The sequence below is a fragment of the Carnobacterium sp. CP1 genome, from assembly GCF_001483965.1.
Lineage (GTDB): Bacteria > Bacillota > Bacilli > Lactobacillales > Carnobacteriaceae > Carnobacterium_A > Carnobacterium_A antarcticum.
In genome coordinates, this window is record NZ_CP010796.1 from 1047033 (window position 1) to 1065278 (window position 18246).

Genomic DNA, 18246 nt, shown 5'->3' on the forward strand with positions numbered 1-18246 from the left:
ATCTTTTCTATAAAAAGAAGACTTTTAAAGAACACTATTAAAAATGTATTCATAATTTTCCATAAATGTAGTAACTCCGAAACGAATGATAGCTATATAAATAAATACTATTAATAGATTACCAATCAAAGCAATATAAAATTTGTCTAGTTTTGAATTTGAGGTACTTTGAAATAAATAAATATTAAATGCGATAAATGAGATAAGTAAGGTTAATAAAGATAAGGTTGCTATCAGCGTTACTGAACCGCCTGGAGACAAAACACTAAAAATTAACATGATCAATTGCAAAAGAACAGCTGCTGAAAATAATCCTCCTAGTTGAGTGGTAACCACTCCAAATGATTCATTGGTTTTATATACGACTTTTTTCAAGAAATAAGTCACTCCAACCATAATCAAATACACTGCACATTGAATTGCAAACGAACGGATAAAATCAATAAAACCAACTGAACTATAGCTATACCAATTGGCTAAGAAAATCATCATAATAGAAAAAAGAAGAGATAATAAACCAAATTGAATATATCCATTAACAGGATTTACTTCTGTAAAACTTAATGATGGATTTTTTACCGTTCTTTTAAAATAACTAAAATAATTTTGCGTTAATTTGTTTACCTTTTCTTGATTAATGTTCATTTGTACTGCCTGAGGTTCAGGAGCTTCATTTTGTCCTTGTGCGGTATAGTGCTGTGATGCTTGCTGTGGTGCTTGTTGTTGCTGAGTATGTACATCCTTTTTTTCTTGCTTCTCGGCTAAACTGCCGCACTCTGTACAAAATTTCGCATCTTCTTTAATTTCAGAGCCGCAATTCGAACAAATTTTCATTTTATTTCCTCCAATTATTTTTTTGATATAAAAATATCTACTGTAATTTTAGCACATAAAAATAAGAAGTCTATATTTATTAAGAAATTCACTACTGCTTTTCTGTTATATTACTGCTAATTGCTTTCTAACAGTAACGGCCTGTAGAGTTGCAAAGCGATTAGAAGCTGATTTATATTTAAGCTTTTTTGATAAACATATGAAAAACACAAGTTATATAGTATAATTAAATAACATATTGTAAAAAATAAAAAAATAGGAGCTATAAAATGAATAAATGTATGAATTGCCAACATATTAATGAAGAAAACGCCTCTTTTTGTGAGGAATGCGGAACTCCTTTAAATCCTGAAGTGCAGCCATTAAACCAAGAAGAACCTTCTGATACTAATACATCTACAGAAAATACTTTCAATACAAATGAACCTCATTACTCAAAACCCTTAACAAAAAAGAATAAAATCCTTATACTTACTGGATGCCTTCTTGTTATTCTTTTTGCGGCAACATTTTCATTCGGGAAGAATTATTATAGTAAAGAGAACCAAATAGATCGCTTTATTGCCGCTCTCTCAACTGAAAAAGTAAAACCTATCCAGAATGCCGTTTCAAGTGCTGAACCAAACTTCAAAATAACAGAAGATAATATAGTGCCATATGTCGAGTATCTAAAATCTCACAAAAAATACATATCTACTGTCGCAAATGAGTTGAAAACTTCAAATCAATCTGCGGATATCATAGTAGAAAAAAAAGGTTCATATTTCTTGTTTTTTGATAAATATGAATTTAACTTGGTGCCTCTTTATGTTGACATAACTACCAATCAAGATGATGCAGTTATTAAAATGAATTCAGAAGTCATCATCGAAAAAGCTGAAGCAGACACTAACATGGAAATCGGACCTTTAGTACCTGGGGAATATGAATTCGAAGGTGCTGCTACAATCAATAAAAAGCCAGTTTCTATCAAACAGACAAAAGACCTTTCTTTATATAATGAAGACTTAGATAACTTAGTTTCACTTGATATCCAGGTAGTAGGTTTACACTTGTCCACAAATGTAAATTCAGGAGAAGTTTATATTGATGGTGAAAAAATTGGCGATATTGATAAAGCTAGTGAATTTAATATTGATGAGTTAGCTTATAATGACGGGATGAGGTTACAAATAAAATATCCAGTCGGCGACGAAGTACTCACTACTGAAGAAGTCTTGCTAGCTCATTACTTTGACTATAGCGATGATTCAATAAACATTCGCAACCTTGACTTTGATATTTTAACTTCTGATGAAGCCGAATCTTTTATGAATGATTTTTATCTTTCAATGAGCTATGAAATGCGCTATAGTGAAGAAACTCAGTCTTTTGATAAGGTCAGTTTTTCAGAATTCTTTAAAGACGGAACCAGTAGCGCAATGTATCAAGATTTTGCCGACTATGTTAAAACTTACAAAGCAAAAGATTCTTTATATCAAACGGTTAGCTTTGACACTATCGATAGCCTTGTAATGACAGCGGAAAACACGTACGAAATTTCTTACTCTGTTGACTATACAACTAATTATAGCGATTACGAAAAAGATACAGTCTACCAAACCCTCCATTATTCAAAAGTTACTCTATTTCAAGATGAAGACGGAGATTTAAAACTTGTCAATGATGGTGGAGCAGATAATGTGTCCGTAGAAGATTATTAATCTAAATCATTCATTTAAGAATCATGGGGTACAAACGAACTAGGAAATAAGCCTCCACTTTAAAATTAAAAACCCGTAGACTTGCATAAAAATGCAGATCTGCGGGTTTATTTTTTTGTGTAAGAAAGGGAAAAACACACTCATGTCCACTCTTGAGCTTCACTCACAATGCTTTTCTGCTAAATTTGCACAAGGTTTACTGGCGCTACTCTATTTAACCTTCTGTATGGATGGAACATCCTACAACCATTAGCTACTTTCCTGACGAGCCACGATTGACTAGGTCCTGCTTTTTTCATTATTAAAATTGAAATGGTTAGTCCAACAAAGATAGCTTTTGTTTTAATTCCAGCACACGCATCAACGACTCATCCAATCTTTCCACAGATATAGTTCCATTGGAGACAGCATTTACAACGGCTGGTATTTGTGTTTGATATTGGGAAGTAACAACGATGTCATTTCCAGCAACAATTGCTTTTACTGCAGCTGCATCAGAATCAATAAAATCTTGTATACCGCCCATATCTAGGTCATCTGTAATAATAATTCCTTTATAGTCCAATTGTTCTCTTAAAATTGCAATAACCTTTGGTGATAGTGAAGCTGGATGTTCCGGATCAATGCTCTTAACAATATTATGAGACACCAACACCATTGAAGCTCCTGCTCTTATTCCCGCTTCAAATGGAATAAAATCATTTTTTTCGAATGTTTCAGATGGGCGATTGTCATATGCAATTCCCACATGTGTATCTTCTACATCCCCATAACCCGGAAAGTGTTTCAATACAGATCCAATGTTATTTTTGTTCATTGTTTCTGTTACTTGCTTAATATAATCTGCCGTCACCTTTGAGTCTTGTCCAAGCGTACGATCAGCAATAAAACTGGTCTCACTCGTTGCAACATCTGCCACAGGCGCAAAATTCAAATTGATTCCCATAGACAGCAATAATTGCGACACTTCATTTGTTTCCTTGATAACTGCTGATATTCCACCCAAGTTAAAAGCTTCTTGCGGAGAAGGGAATTTTCTATCTATAAATCCTTCTGTACTTAAACGAGAAACCGTTCCGCCTTCCTGATCTACTCCAATTAGTAATGGGATTTTTGCAACTTCTTGATAACCCTTAAGCGTTTTTGTAACACTCTCTTGGTTTTGTCCAGTAAAGTCTTTACCAAATAATATATACCCACCTAGTTTATATTTTGAAACATCTTCAATTTCTTGCACATCAGGAACACGTACTAAAAATAGTTGTCCTACTTTTTCTTCAATTGACATATTAGAAATACGTTCCTCTAATTTTTCTCCTGTCTCTTTCGCTTCATCTTTTTTTACTTCTTCTTTTTTAATTTCAGATGTCTTTTTTACTTCTTTAGTTTCCGTTACTGTTTCTTTTTCTTTAATTTGTCCTTTATTTACCGCTGTTGACTGACAAGCTGTCAAGACAAAAACACTCACTAATAAGAGCACAATTATGCTTTTTTTATACTGCATTTTTTATTTTCCTCTATTCTTATAAAAGATACATGAATGTTTTAAATGTAACTTTGCGTACCTTTTACGCTATCACTATCACTCTTAAACTCATTCTTTTAATAATACTCATTTAGTGCTGTTTAGCTAAATCGGTGATGTAATCGAAAAAGGCATTACGATCGACTTCATAAACCAGATTGACCGGACGTCCGTGTTCAGATTCTTCTGTTTTTCCTTGGCTGACACCAGATGAATGAACGATTGATTTGACAACTTTGTGCTTGACCAAATCCGCTTTTCCAACAGTAGCAGTGGTCAATACGTCCCACAAGAAATAAGTTGAATTGGTATGAACATGGACTAACGGCGGCACAATGGCATAGCTTTGTCCTAAAAAATCGACTCCAATATTGGTTCTTTGACGCGCCCACGTTTCCCGCGTGTCAATTGTCAACGGCACCATATTTGTGCTTTCTAAAGCTACCAAATCGATTTCAATGTTGCTGTCCCAAACCGTCTTAGCAGCTTCGGGATCCCAAAAAGCGTTCCATTCCGCTGTTCCATCGTGCTCAGGTTCCTCAACGTTGCCTTTGTCTAAGAATGTGCCGCCCATCCAAGCTAGTTTTTCGATTTTCCCTTCGATATCTGGCGCCAATTCCAATGCTCGTGCTAAATCGGTTAATGGGCCAATAAACACTAAGGTCACAAGTTCCTCACTTGAACGCAATGTTTCAATCAGGTGTTCATGTGCTGGAAGCGACGCTTCTTTGGTTTTTGCTGGACCAAATTCGTTTAAAAGCGGCAAAGCGTCTACGGTAAATGCGTGCATCCGCCACTCTTTTGGAAAAGGATTTTTCCCGCGTGAATTGGATGACGCCACTTCGATAGCGACGCCGTGTCCAAAGCGGTCGATGATTTTTCGGCTAGCTGAGACAGCCGGTTCTAAATAGCAATCTGCCGGTATAACGCCTACACCGATCAACTCAACCTCTTTCATTTGCAAAAGCAAGAAGAGCGATACCAAATCGTCTACTCCGCCGTCATGATTTAAATAAACTTTTTTCTTCATTGTTTAATAGCCTCTTTTCATCTGATAGTCGCTTGGTTTATTGCATGCCGTGAATAACACTTAACGTTAATTGATTGATTAGGATCCGTGTTTCTTTTCTAGCTAATGCGTACTCTCCTGCTGTTAAATAAAGCACGATCTTTTGGTATAGTCTATTTTTAACTTCTCGGTTTTTGTACATTAAATCCCGGTAATCATGGTCTTCTTGCAGCTGCAATTCTCGGATGGTGTCCATCACAAGCGATGCAGAGAATCGATTTTTGCTCAACGTCAGCAATTGATGGATAAAGCGGGTTTCTTGTTTTATGTACTCTTTTTCCGTCCCATCTGCAACAGCCAACAACTCAGCTAAGATTTCTTCGATTCCGTTATTTTGGATACTTAGTTCTTTGATTTGTAAATAATGAAAATAATTTACTAAAAACAATTCAATAAATTCTAACCGTTCTTGGATGCCCCGTGAATCGATTGGTTGTTCTTTGATCCGTGCGCCTTTATGCGGCTCGATCTCTAAATACCCCTCTGCTTGCAAGCGTTGAAAAGCATACCGGACAGGCGTACGGCTGATGGCTAATTCTTTGGATAATTTTTGTTCGGTAATATGTGTTTGCGGCAGCCATTGTCTTGCATGGATTTGGTTTTTTATGTAACGATACGCTGTTTCCTCTAAATTTTTTGGTTTCGGCATTTTTTCACCCACTTTTTTTCATTAAGACCTTTTGTTCACATTTTTGAACTTTTTTGGCTCTATTTGATTATAGATTCTTTGCAAGCCTTCTTCAAGTTTGAACCTGCTTAACCCCGCCTCGAACTTCCCAAAATCCAAAACGTCGCTGAAGTTGAAATTACGGACTTTGTTCCGTTTACTCCCCTATCAATACGCTCTTATTCTATCAAGTAGTTGTCTTTCTGTCAACCCTAAAAACGAACATATTTACTTTACTAACTAACAATAGTTCGTTTTAACCGATATTTACTTTTGTTTTAAACGCCTAATTCAATTTTTTTGTCTTTATTACCAAACTATGTTTTCTAACAATCGATTGAAAATAAAAAAAAGAAATCCATTTTTCAATGGATGCTTATTAGACTCATTCGCTTTTTACTTTACGGTTTACTTTAATGCCGTCTCGTTCTAACAGACCGCTTTCACTGATAAAAGTAGACCCTAAAATAAAGATCCCGCCAATCAGCTGAATAGGAGTTAGGTTTTCATTTAAGAATAATGCTGAAACCAAGACAGCTGAAATTGGATCAATATAGCTTAACGTTGCAATCGTCTGGCTTTTCAGTTCTTGCATGGCTGAAAAATACAATACATAAGCTACACCAGTATGGACGACTCCTAAAACCAAAAGATAGGGCAAAGAAACTTTTGGAATAGCCAGTACATCAAAGCCTTCGGTTATAAATATGTACGGTGCTAAAACTAAAGAAGCGATCATTAATTGGAACATCGTACTTTCCAAGCCGGATAGACCTTTCAAAAACTTGTTCAGAATCACTACACAGGCATAAAAAGCCGCTGCTCCGATGCCATACAAAATACCAAGCGGATGCTTGAACCCTTCTCCGCCTACCGTGCCTCTGCCGACGATCAAATACATCCCAACCATAGCCAGCAGGATACAGCCGACTCTTACTGCGGTCAGTTTTTCTTTGAAGATAAAAGGCGAAGCCAGCATAACGAATACCGGCGCGAAATAATAGCTTAAAGTAGCGTTGGAAACGGTAGTGTATTTATACGCTTCAAACAACAATATCCAATTAAAACCAATAGCTGCTCCAGAAAGCAGCAACGGAACTCTGTTTTCCTTTAAACGCGGCCAAGGTACTTTGTCTCGCTTGATCAGCAAAACCATCAATAAAAATAAACTTCCCAGTATCCCCCGATACAAGGCTATTTCACTCGATGCCAATGCGATATTTTTAACGAATAAACTGATTGTTCCAAATATCAGCATGGCTGCTATCACTTTTAATTTTGCTTTCCCCATCCTTAAAGCCCCCTTGATTTTTGATAGAAGAAAATGGCATAGGTTCCCTTATGGGTGGGTCCCTACGCCATCGGTTGCATTTTTTTAAAGTCCTACTCGTTCAAATAATTCATCCACGTTTTTTAAATGGTAGCGGTAATCGAATGCATCGTCTAAATCTTCCAACGTTAATTTAGACATGATTTCGCTGTCGCCTTCTAACAAATCACGAAACGGGATATGGCTTTCCCATGAAACAGCGGTTTTAGGCTGCACCAAGTCATACGCTTGTTCACGGCTCAATCCTTTATCGATCAGTTTCAACAGCACACGTTGGCTGTAGATCAAGCCGTAAGTCGCATCCATATTGCGTCTCATATTTTCAGGAAACACCGTTAGATTCTGAATCAACTGACCAAAACGATTCAAGATGTAATCCAATAAAATCGTTGTGTCCGGCAAAATGATTCGTTCAGCTGAAGAATGCGAAATATCGCGTTCGTGCCATAAGACGACATTGTCATACGCTGTCAGCATGTGCCCGCGAATCACCCGTGCTAGTCCGGTCACATTTTCCGAGCCAATGGGATTGCGTTTGTGCGGCATAGCTGAAGAGCCTTTTTGACCTTTTGCAAAATACTCTTCGACTTCCCGAGTTTCTGATTTTTGCAGGCTGCGGATCTCAGTCGCAAATTTTTCAATGCTTGTGGCAATCAAAGCCAGAGTCGCGACGTATTCAGCATGTAAATCGCGCGGCAAGATTTGGGTTGAGATCTCCTGCGGTCGAATTCCTAATTGTTCACAAACGTATTTTTCGACAAAAGGCGGTATGTTGGCGAACGTTCCAACCGCTCCACTGATTTTCCCGGCTTCAATTCCTTCAGCCGCATGTTCAAAACGTTCGATGTTGCGTTTCATTTCTGAATACCAAAGAGCTAGTTTGAGCCCAAATGTGGTCGGCTCAGCATGTACACCATGCGTTCTTCCCATCATTACCGTGTACTTGTAAGCTTTAGCTTTTTCCCCCAGAATATCCAAAAAGTTCGTTAAATCCCGCCGCAGCACTTCATTGACTTGTTTTAATTGATACCCATATGCCGTATCAACAACATCGGTACTGGTCAATCCATAGTGGACCCATTTGCGTTCTTCGCCCAGAGATTCAGAGACAGCCCGCGTAAACGCTACGACATCGTGTCTCGTTTCTGCTTCGATTTCTAAAATACGTTTGGTATCAAAGCTTGCATGGTCACGAATTTTCTTTGCTTCTTCTTTTGGGATCTCGCCTAACTCAGCCCACGCTTCGGCAGCTAAAATCTCGACTTCTAACCAGGTGTTGTAACGATTTTCATCTGTCCATAGTTTTCCCATTTCAGGTCTCGTATACCGTTCGATCATGCTCTTTTCCCTCTTTCTATCCCCATACGCCGGTATCATTGATAGTGGCTAAAGTTTTTTCAATATCATCCGTCAAAACTGTGATATGTCCCATTTTTTGGCCCTTAACGGTTCCTTTTTTACCATAATAATGAAAATGCCAATCAGGTTTTAGTTGAATCTGCAATTTTGCACCTTCTAAGTGTTCACCTAAAATATTGGTTATCACTGCTTTAGAATGCAATTCAATTTCTGGCAAAGGCCATCCGCAAATGGTTCGGATATGAGCTTCGAATTGCGATATAGAACAAGCTTCAATGCTGTAGAGTCCTGCATTGTTCGGTCTAGGCACTAGCTCATTGACGTATAGTGCTCCTGACGAAGTCAAAAACAATTCCACTCCTAATGAACCCACTAAATTCAGGCTCTCAGCAATCGTTGCAGCGATCCGAACGGCTTCTTCCGCTACTTCATCTTGAATGCGGGCCGGTACGATACTTTGATGCAAGATATTTCGGCGGTAAATGTTTTCAGTTACTGGAAATGTAGCTACTTCTCCCGCTTCGTTTCGGATGATCATGACCGACAATTCTCGTTCAAAAGGAATCCAAGCCTCTAAGACACAGGTTCCAAATCTCAATAGCTCTTCGCATTCTGCTATATTGTCTTCGCTATAAAGAACGTACTGGCCTTTTCCTTCAGAACTGCCGCGGATCGATTTCAAGACGCATGGAAAACCGATCGAAGCAACGGCTTCTTCGATATCTTGCAAACTGATGATCGTAGCATAAGGAGCTAAATTAATGTTGTTCATTTCTAAGTAAGCTTTTTCTAATAAACGATCTTGAGTGATCGATAACAGTTCGCTGCCTTGAGGGACTGAGACTGTTTTTTCTATATTATCGATCATATCTGCATCTACGTTTTCAAACTCATAAGTTAAGACATCACACTTCATGGCTAAATCCATCAGTGCTTCTTGATCATCGTACTTGGCGACAATTTGCCAATCCGCTACTTGTGCTGTCGGACAATCCGCTTCAGGATCTAGCACACCGACGCGATACCCCAGCTGCTTGGCTGCCAGAGTCATCATGCGGCCTAATTGTCCGCCGCCAATAATACCGATAGTTTTTCCAGGAACGATTAAATGAGGCAAGATCATCACTACTTTCTAATACGATTTATTTTTTCTCTTCTTCATTCTAGTTTAGCAGTAAATGCGGTATCTGTCATGGTCCAGCCTTCCTATTCTTTTTCGCTTTCTGCTGTGTTTTGTGCTTCGCTCCATTTTTTTAAAGCAATTTTTCGTTTTTTTACTTTTTTGGTCCAAAATCCGCCATTGATGTACTTCGGTTCATACGAAATAACAAATGTCTTTGGTTCGATTTCATTGATTTGTTTGTATAATTTGCGTTCTGATTTCCGAGTGGTCAAAATCTCTAAGACTAACCGGTCGCCTTCTCGGCCAAAAGCAAAACTTGTGGTGACTCCATATCCAAGATGACGCAATTTTTCAGGAATATCGCTTTTGATATCCGGTACAATTGCCGTCACCATAATGTAGCCGAGTGCTAAGTATTCTTCGATTCGAATTCCGACCGCGATTCCTACGCCATATCCTATAGCGTAAGCAGCAATATTCCAAAAGTTGTCCAAACGATCAAGCACTAAGCCTAGACCCACCACATAAATCGTGATCTCAACCATCGAAACAAGCGGAGCCACCAGTCGATACCCCTTCATAGTCAACATAAAACGAATCGTGTTCAGTGCAACATAAGCTAAATTGATGACAAAAATTAACGCTAAAAACCCTATATTCGTTTCCATTTATAAAAAGACCCCTTCAGTGTTGAGTGTAGTGAATAATTTATTTCCCTATAAGCCTAACAAACTTTATGCAAATAGCAAGAAAAACCTTGCTCAATATTCTGACTGTTGATTAAACAAAAAAAGCCAGGACCATTTCATGAACCGGTCCTGGCTTCTTCCGCTTAAACTCGTTTAGAGAGCTTCTTGCACATTCGTTTTCGTTGGAGCTTTTTGAAGTTCAGCGACAGTTTCTTCATGTCCGCGGTGAACAACAATATTTAAGATAATGGCTGTGAGACTGGCAACCACCACTCCGTTTCCAGTAAAGGTTTGAACTGCTGCCGGCAGAGCGGAAAACAATTCTGGTATAACCGTAACGCCTAATCCTAGACCAAGCGAGACAGCTACGATCATCAAGTTTCCATCTTGGTTTAAATCAACACGGCCTAACATTTTCATTCCTTGAGTGGCTACCATTCCGAAAAGAACCATCATGGCGCCTCCTAACACAGGCTCAGGAATAATGGTAGCGAAAGCGCCGATTTTAGGTACCAACCCGAGTACCATCAAAAAACCAGCCGCATAGTAAATCGGTTTACGTGTCCGGATTCCTGACATTTGCACTAAGCCGACGTTCTGTGAAAAAGCAGTGTAAGGGAAAGTATTGAATATACCGCCTAAAATGATCGCCAATCCTTCTGCACGATACCCGCGCTTTAAATCGTCTTCTTCGATTTTTTTATCGGTTACCTCTCCTAGCGCAAAATAAACACCGGTCGACTCAACCATGCTGACTAGGGCAATCAAAATCATTGTTAAAATAGAAGACCATTCAAAAACAGGTGCTCCAAAATAAAAGGGTTGCGGTACATGAAACCAAGAAGCGGCAGCAACAGGAGAAAGGCTGACCATTCCCATGATAGCAGCAACAGCTGTTCCGCTGATCAAGCCGACAATGATCGCTAAAGAGCGAATAAAGCCTTTAGCAAACAATTGCACTCCCAGAATGATAGCGATCGTCAGAAAAGCTAAAAATAAATAACGCATCGACCCAAAGTCAGCGGCTAATCTGGAGCCTCCGCCCATTTTTTCAATTCCAACTGGGATCAAAGTCAACCCGATCACCGTGATGACAGTACCTGTCACAACTGGCGGAAAGAAGCGTTTGATTTTAGAAAAGACACCTGCGAATAAAAGAATGAAGATTCCTGAAGCAATGATGGAGCCGTACATCGCGCCAATGCCATCAGTGGAACCTATCAAAATCAATGGCGATACAGCTTGCATAGCACACCCTAAAACAACGGGTAAGCCAATGCCAAAGTAACGGTTAACAAATAATTGCAGCAACGTAGCCACACCACACATAAAGATATCAATTGAAACCAAATACGTCATTTGTTCAGAGTTGAATCCTAGAGCTCCACCAATCAACAGCGGCACTAAAACGGCACCTGCATACATTGCCAATACATGCTGTAAGCCTAAAGCTGCGGCTTTCCCATTTGTTAACATCTTAACGGCTCCCCTCTTCTTCGACAAATTGAACAATTCCATTTTCAAAAGCACGTATTCGTGCTAAAGAAAGAATATCAAATCCTTGAGCTTCGAGTTCTTGACGCCCTCTTTGGAAAGATTTTTCAATCACGATGCCGATACCGGCGATCGAAGCTTCGGCTTGTTGGCAAATATCGATCAAGCCTGTAGCTGCTTGCCCATTAGCTAAGAAATCATCGATCAAAAGAACGTGGTCTTCAGAAGATAAAAAGTTTTTTGAAATCGCAATTTCATTTGTTGTGTTTTTAGTAAAAGAATAAACGCTGGCACAATATAAATTGTCTGTCAGTGTCAAACTTTTGTGCTTACGCGCAAAAACGACCGGCACTCCTAAAGCCAGACCAGCAAAAACGGCTGGAGCAATTCCAGATGTTTCCACCGTTAAAATTTTGGTGATGTTTCGATCTGCAAAATAATCAGCAAAAGCATTGCCCAGTTCTTGCATCAATACCGGATCGATTTGGTGGTTTAAAAAGTTGTCTACTTTTAATACATCTTTTCCTAAGACAGTTCCATCTTTTAAAATACGTTCTTCCAATAATTTCATTTTATCCAACCTTCCTTTTTCAGCATTCTTTATATTTTCTCGGAACTTCACAGCAAAAGAAAAATGGTCTTTTTTCTTCGCTTATCCGTTCCTAAGCAAAGAAAAAAAGACCATTGAATAAAAGACATTCAAATTGTTTGTTTTCCCTACTTATAGTCCAGCATTTACGGTACTGGGTAGAAACTTGCCAACCATATTTTGGCATTATATAAGTTGTTGTAATTAAGAATATACGCTTTTCCTTTGAAATCGTCAATCATCTTCATCGAATTCTAATCTAATTCTTAAGTAACATGAACTTTAATATTATTAAATGATGCAATGTTCGCTTTTAGCAAAAAAATTCAAGATCATAGAATATATTCATTTTATTTACTAGGATTGCGTTAAAAACGAATAAACTGATCCTATCTATAGATGAGCATCTTTTAAAAAGGGTCTTTTCGGCTGCGGCCGAAAAGGTCCGATCAGGTTAGTACTAAACACGGTTGTGTGCCATATGAAGGATGGAAAAGCAGTCTTAAGGTACGCAAAACTAGGATACGGACCTTAACTGTACAATGAGACTGAGCTTAAGGTACGCAAAACCAGAATGCGGGCCTTAACTGCACGGTAAGACTCGACTTAAGGTACGCAAAACCCTATAATAGAATCGGAACGTTCTAATTCTTTATTTCTTCTGAAAAGTACTAAAAAATGATAGAATCTAAAAAATCTGGCAAAAAAGAACTGTATCAGTTTTTTTTGCCAGATCATTTTAAATTTAAGCTTCGATGGTTTCGTCTTTATTGATCCGTTCAACGAAAAGGTTCACCAATCTGGAACCTTCAATTTGATTTGAAGTAAAAATATAATCTGCATAATTAACCACTGCTTTTTCTGCTACGTTAGGGATACTGCCGTATTCCATAATGAAAAAGCCGGCAATCGAGTCTACGTCATTGGATTCGATTTCTGTTTCAAAAAACTCGTTGAATTTTGAAAGAGGTGTAGAACCGTCCACCAAGTAACGATCTTCGGTGAGCTGTTCAATCATATTATAGGTTTCATCGTATTCATCATCAATATCGCCAACGATTTCTTCCAATAAGTCTTCAAGCGTAGCCACTCCGACTACACCGCCATACTCATCATTCAAAATCGCCATTTGATTGCGCGTCCGTTTTAATTCATACAGCAGATCATCCATAAAAATCGTTTCCGGCACATAGAGCGGAGGATTCAACAACTCTTTGAGGTCGATCTCAGCTAATGCTGTATGTCTGGAAGCTTTCAATAGGTTCTTTACATGGATGATTCCAATGATATTGTCTTTATCTGATTTATAAACGGGCACACGCGAATATGTGCAATCCAATAGTAAAGGGATGTTTCGTTCATTCCCATCCTCATAGTCGATCATATACGTATCTGTTCGAGGCACCATGATCTCTCTAGCCATTTTTGTATCCATCGACAAAACACCTTTTAACATCGAAAATTGTTCAATATCAATGGCTCCTTCTTTTTGACTGTTTTCCAAATACGAACGGAATTCGTCACGAGTCATTTTTTCTTCTTTTTTCGAGAAATCGATCGGTGTTATTTTTTTCAATAAATTAGTCGATAATGAAAGCAGCTTTACAAAAGGGGTCGCAATTACTTGAACGACTCGAATCGTACCAGCAGTAAAGCCTGCTACTTCTTCCGCTTTTTGCAAAGCGATTTGTTTAGGATACAACTCGCCAAATACCAAAGTAATGTAAGACAAAATGATAGTTACGACTACCACAGCTAACTGTTTTCCCCCTGGTACGGCTGTTAAATAAGGTTCTAAACGAGTAGCAAAACTAGTAGCGGCCGAGGCACTTGAAATAAATCCAGCTAACGTGATGGCTACTTGAATCGTTGCTAAAAAATTATCCGAATCAGATAGCAGATTCAAAATATTAATGGATTTTTTGTCGCCTTGTGCGGCTTTTTCTCTTACTTTCCCTTGGTTTAAAGATACAAAAGCCATTTCTGCAGATGCGAAAAATGCGTTGATTGCTGTTAAAGCAACTATGAGTAAAATCTGTCCTAACATCGACTGACTGTCGGGGTCTGAATTCATAAAGCGTTGTCTCCTTCTAAATAGTGTGTTTTTCAATTAATAAAAGATACCATAATTTGAATCCGATAGCAATCTGCCCATCTTGTCGTCTTGTAATAGGGATATTTAAGGAAGCAATGTGTCCATTTGTTCTAAAACTGGTTTCATTGCTTTAGTAACGTCTCCGCTGGATTTTCCTTCGATCATCGCGACCATTAAATAGCTGCTGTTTTCTGCATCAAAAGTCAATAAGAAGCCATTGGTCTCTGCTTCATCTTCTGCTGTTTGGCCTTCTATTGTTTCGGCAGTACCTGTTTTAGCTGCAATGCTCTGGTTGATAGAAGCTAAACTGTGGGCTGTTCCATTCGCATTTTCCACTACTTGGATCAAATCGTCTTTAATGATTTGAGCAGCTTCAGCGGTTATCGCTTCTTTAGGTTCGGCCGTTGATTGATCAGCCGTTAATTTAGGGTAAACCAGTTTTCCTTCATTTGCAAAAGGCGTATACGAAACGGCTTGTTGGATCGGATTCATTAACAATTGTCCTTGTCCATAAGCAGTGTCTGCTAATAAAACATCTGATGCCAATTTGCCGTCATTAGATATTTGCGCTTCATTCATAGCGATCGGCAAGTTCAGCTCTTCGCCAAAAATAAATTTCGCTAAGCCGGCTTCATACGTTTTCTGTCCCATTTCCAATGCTTCTTGGGCAAAATAAATATTGTCGGAATAAACCAGCGCATCTTCTAAGTTCACTACTGGTGTAGCACTAACGCGCGTTACGAAATGATCGCCCCAAGACGAATCTTTTTGCCATTGCAGCCCATCGATTTCATGTGTTTTTTCTGGCATAGTGATGCCAGCATCTAAACCAATGGCGCCGGTGATGACTTTAAAGGTAGAGCCAGGTGCATATCCAGCTGCATAACGGGCTAAGAAAGGACTAGCCGGATCGTCAGCATAGGCTTGGTATTCTTCAGAACTGATACCAGCCGTCATCAAGTTAGCATCATAAGAAGGAGTGCTCACGAGCGCTAATAGACTGCCATCTATTGGGTCGAGAAAAACAGCTGAGCCGCTTTCTCCCTCTAATTGATCAAACGCCGCTTGTTGGAGGTCTGCATTCAGCGTTAACGTGATGTCTTCCCCATTCTCTACTTCGGATTCCTGCATAACTTTTTTCAGCGTATCGCTTTCATCATTGATCACGATTCGTCCGCCTTTTTGGCCACGCAATCGTTTATCGAAAGTAGCTTCCAATCCTGATTTTCCGACCGTATCGCCTTCTTGAAGGGTCTGATCTTTTTCAATATCTTCTGCCGAAACCGCGCCAACATAGCCGATCAAGTGTGCTGTTGCTTCATTTAGCGGGTAATTCCGCATCGATTTTTCTTGGTAAAGAACTCCTGCAAGTTCAGGCGTGTCATTGTCGCTGATTACTTTGAACGGCACAAAACTATCTGTGGTCACCCATTCTGCAGCCAAACTGGTTTCCAGCTGTTCGACTGGCACATCGAATGTTTCACTGATTTTTTTCAACTGAGCTGTTTTTTCTTCGCCTTCTCCTAAAGCTACAGGATGCATGCCGGCTTCCCATACTTGTCCTTCTGTGGCAAGCGGTGTACCATCTGCGGCTAAAATATCGCCTCGTTCGCCAGCTGAAGTTGTTAAGCGTATTTTGTCATTGGGTTCCAAATCTGGAAAAATCAATTGCGTGGTCCAATCTAATTGATAGTCTCCCTCTACTTTGCTCATAGTCGTGGCAAAATCCTGATCGTCTAATTGTCCCAATGACGTTTCCATTTGAACCGTATAAGAAATAGCATACTGGTCTTTGGCATCATTTAAAGCTACTTTCAAGTCTTTTACCGTCAAATTCGCTGCTCCGACTCCTCCATAGACCGTTTCGTAACGTTCTACCATAGCTTCTTTAGTGTAATTGATGTCTTTTAGAGAAGATTCTGAAACCATTTGACTCACTGCCGAATAGTCTTGCTTTTCTACAGCAGCAACGTAAGCAGCGACTGTCGCTTGTGCAGCTTTTTCATCACGGTTTTTAGCCCAGAAATAATAACCAGTCCCTCCGCCAATTACGGCTGCAACAAGTACGACAGCGATGATGATTACCCAAAATCGAGTATTCTTCTGATTGCGTTTTGCGGTGTTCGTGTTCATGTTAGTCCTCCTTTTAATGAAACAAATTTACTCAGCAGCTGAATAGACGGTAAACCGTTTTTTTCAGCTGCTGACTTATGTTGGTTACGGTGATATGAATCAAGATGCTTAAACAATTGGTCTGCTACTTGCCTTTGTGTTCTTCGTCGTAAGCATCTTCTTCTTGATGGCGGTATTTTTTCATTTTTTTACTAAATAATTGACCGTTGCTTGGTGGTGTATATGTAATCGCATTTGCACCTGCTTCAATCGTTTCAAGAATGCTCTCTTCCGTTGGTCCGCCAGTCGCAATAATGGGCAGCTCGGGGTAATGTTTTCGAATTTCTCGGACAATATGAGCGGTATTGGCTGCTCCGCTGATATTTATGATATCGACCCCTGCGTCTAATTTTTCTTGAATATCTGTGAACTCTGAAACCACTGTCCAAATGATAGGAACATCGACCGTTTCATTGACTTCTCTAATGGTATCAACCGGCGTAGGAGCATTCAATACAACCCCAATACACCCATGAGCTTCTGCGAATAACGCGATATTGGAAGAACGGTGACCATGCGTCAACCCTCCGCCCACACCTGCTAAAACGGGCATGCTGGCAACAGTCGTAATGCCGTTGATGATTGCTGGATGTGGTGTAAACGGGTATACCGCAATAACTGCATCTGCATCATTGTTCATAATAATCGCGATATCTGTTGTAAATATCAGAGATCTAAACCGCTTTCCATTAATGACGATTCCACTCGCTTTTCGGATCACTTCTGGTACAGCCACATAATCTCTTCTTAAATCCGTTGTGATTTTAGGTATATTTTTTTTGGTTGATTCGCTCATTTTCTTGCCCCCTTGTGATTTGAATTCCTCTAGTGATAGTTTACCGAATTTTCGTAAGCTTAGCTAGGCTTTGAACAAAAATAAATCAGTATGATTGGTCAATCATACTGATGTAAATCAAACTCTTCAATTAGCCGAATCAGCTTTACAGGATAATCCGGATCGGTTGCATATCCGCTTGTTTCTAAAGCGTAAGCAGCTTCTTTATAATCAGCAGCAGCTAAAACACTAGCGTATTGATCTGGATTCCAAGTTGTTCCATTAGCAAATAATTTAGCGTGATCGTCCATGGATTCTTGCCAGCTAGCGTATTTTCTAAATGGAGCTTCGATCTCGATCCACTTGCCGTCTACAAATTCTTTGGTATTCATCATCACTGTCTGGTCTGGGTTGCTGCCCTTGATGCCATAAAAATTATTGTTTTTTACAGACAACTCGCTTCTGCCCCAATCCGATTCCAGAATCGCTTGTGCTACACTGATGCTTGGCAAAACCCCATATTCTTCTTTTAATGTTTGAGCGTATTCTGCTGTTTGTACAATGAACTGTTGTTTCTCGCTACCGGAATCAGAAGAACCATTAGTGGAAGAAGATGAGTTACGGGCGCTTAAAAAAACCAGCGTGCCGAAAAAAATGAACACAATCAAGAATAGGCTGAACAGAATATAACTAGGCGACAATTGAAACGGTTTTTTAACATTTTTCTTCATCGGATATTTCTTCGGGTACTGCTTTTTTTGTTTTTTTGATGCCACATTACTCCGCCTTTCTAGTCCTCTTGCTTTCATTCCTTATTTAACT

15 protein-coding genes and 1 riboswitch are annotated in these 18246 nt (G+C 39.2%); of the genes, 1 reads left to right on the forward strand and 14 read right to left on the reverse strand.

Going from position 1 to position 18246, the window contains the following annotated elements:
- Positions 1-24 precede the first annotated feature (24 nt).
- Entirely contained in the window at positions 25-834 is an 810-nt protein-coding gene (locus NY10_RS05010) for a zinc ribbon domain-containing protein (RefSeq protein ID WP_058918935.1), read from the reverse strand.
- 269 nt (positions 835-1103) lie between these two features.
- On the opposite strand from NY10_RS05010, the gene NY10_RS05015 reads away from it, so the two are divergent.
- The gene (locus tag NY10_RS05015) at positions 1104-2537 is read left to right on the forward strand and encodes a zinc ribbon domain-containing protein (protein WP_058918936.1); all 1434 of its coding nucleotides are present in this window, start codon (positions 1104-1106) and stop codon (positions 2535-2537) included.
- 316 nt (positions 2538-2853) lie between these two features.
- Here NY10_RS05015 and NY10_RS05020 read toward each other — a convergent pair whose 3' ends face one another.
- The 13 genes from NY10_RS05020 to NY10_RS05080 all read right to left on the reverse strand — a co-directional run bounded on the left by NY10_RS05020 (position 2854) and on the right by NY10_RS05080 (position 18200).
- Positions 2854-4041, reverse strand: a complete 1188-nt coding sequence (locus NY10_RS05020; protein ID WP_058918937.1) for a glycoside hydrolase family 3 protein — start codon at positions 4039-4041, stop codon at positions 2854-2856.
- Between the two features lie 112 nt (positions 4042-4153).
- Positions 4154-5092 carry a nucleoside hydrolase gene (locus tag NY10_RS05025; RefSeq protein ID WP_058918938.1) on the reverse strand — a complete coding sequence of 313 codons (939 nt, stop codon included), beginning with the start codon at positions 5090-5092 and terminating at the stop codon, positions 4154-4156.
- Between the two features lie 37 nt (positions 5093-5129).
- Positions 5130-5780, reverse strand: a complete 651-nt coding sequence (locus NY10_RS05030) for a GntR family transcriptional regulator (protein ID WP_058918939.1) — start codon at positions 5778-5780, stop codon at positions 5130-5132.
- 403 nt (positions 5781-6183) lie between these two features.
- Complete coding sequence (locus NY10_RS05035; RefSeq protein ID WP_058918940.1) at positions 6184-7089, reverse strand: DMT family transporter; 906 nt, start codon at positions 7087-7089, stop codon at positions 6184-6186.
- An 84-nt stretch (positions 7090-7173) separates the two neighbouring features.
- Complete coding sequence (gene purB, locus NY10_RS05040) at positions 7174-8466, reverse strand: adenylosuccinate lyase (protein WP_058918941.1); 1293 nt, start codon at positions 8464-8466, stop codon at positions 7174-7176.
- 16 nt (positions 8467-8482) lie between these two features.
- Positions 8483-9610, reverse strand: a complete 1128-nt coding sequence (purK, locus tag NY10_RS05045) for a 5-(carboxyamino)imidazole ribonucleotide synthase (protein WP_058918942.1) — start codon at positions 9608-9610, stop codon at positions 8483-8485.
- Positions 9611-9693: 83 nt separating this feature from the next.
- A complete protein-coding gene (locus NY10_RS05050; protein WP_058918943.1) occupies positions 9694-10278 on the reverse strand; it encodes a DUF2179 domain-containing protein in 585 nt (194 codons plus the stop codon).
- 174 nt (positions 10279-10452) lie between these two features.
- On the reverse strand, positions 10453-11775 hold the full coding sequence (locus tag NY10_RS05055) for a nucleobase:cation symporter-2 family protein (RefSeq protein WP_058918944.1): 1323 nt from the start codon (positions 11773-11775) through the stop codon (positions 10453-10455).
- 1 nt (position 11776) lies between these two features.
- Positions 11777-12364 (reverse strand): xanthine phosphoribosyltransferase, encoded by a 588-nt coding sequence (locus NY10_RS05060; protein WP_058918945.1) that lies wholly within the window; start codon positions 12362-12364, stop codon positions 11777-11779.
- 133 nt (positions 12365-12497) lie between these two features.
- A riboswitch (purine riboswitch) is annotated at positions 12498-12596 on the reverse strand.
- A 531-nt stretch (positions 12597-13127) separates the two neighbouring features.
- On the reverse strand, positions 13128-14456 hold the full coding sequence (locus NY10_RS05065) for a hemolysin family protein (RefSeq protein ID WP_058918946.1): 1329 nt from the start codon (positions 14454-14456) through the stop codon (positions 13128-13130).
- Positions 14457-14561: 105 nt separating this feature from the next.
- The gene (gene pbp4, locus NY10_RS05070; RefSeq protein ID WP_058918947.1) at positions 14562-16610 is read right to left on the reverse strand and encodes a penicillin-binding protein PBP4(5); all 2049 of its coding nucleotides are present in this window, start codon (positions 16608-16610) and stop codon (positions 14562-14564) included.
- 124 nt (positions 16611-16734) lie between these two features.
- Entirely contained in the window at positions 16735-17445 is a 711-nt protein-coding gene (locus tag NY10_RS05075) for a beta/alpha barrel domain-containing protein (protein WP_058918948.1), read from the reverse strand.
- A gap of 98 nt (positions 17446-17543) precedes the next feature.
- Positions 17544-18200 carry a glycoside hydrolase family 73 protein gene (locus tag NY10_RS05080; RefSeq protein ID WP_231726771.1) on the reverse strand — a complete coding sequence of 219 codons (657 nt, stop codon included), beginning with the start codon at positions 18198-18200 and terminating at the stop codon, positions 17544-17546.
- Between the last annotated feature and the right edge of the window lie 46 nt (positions 18201-18246).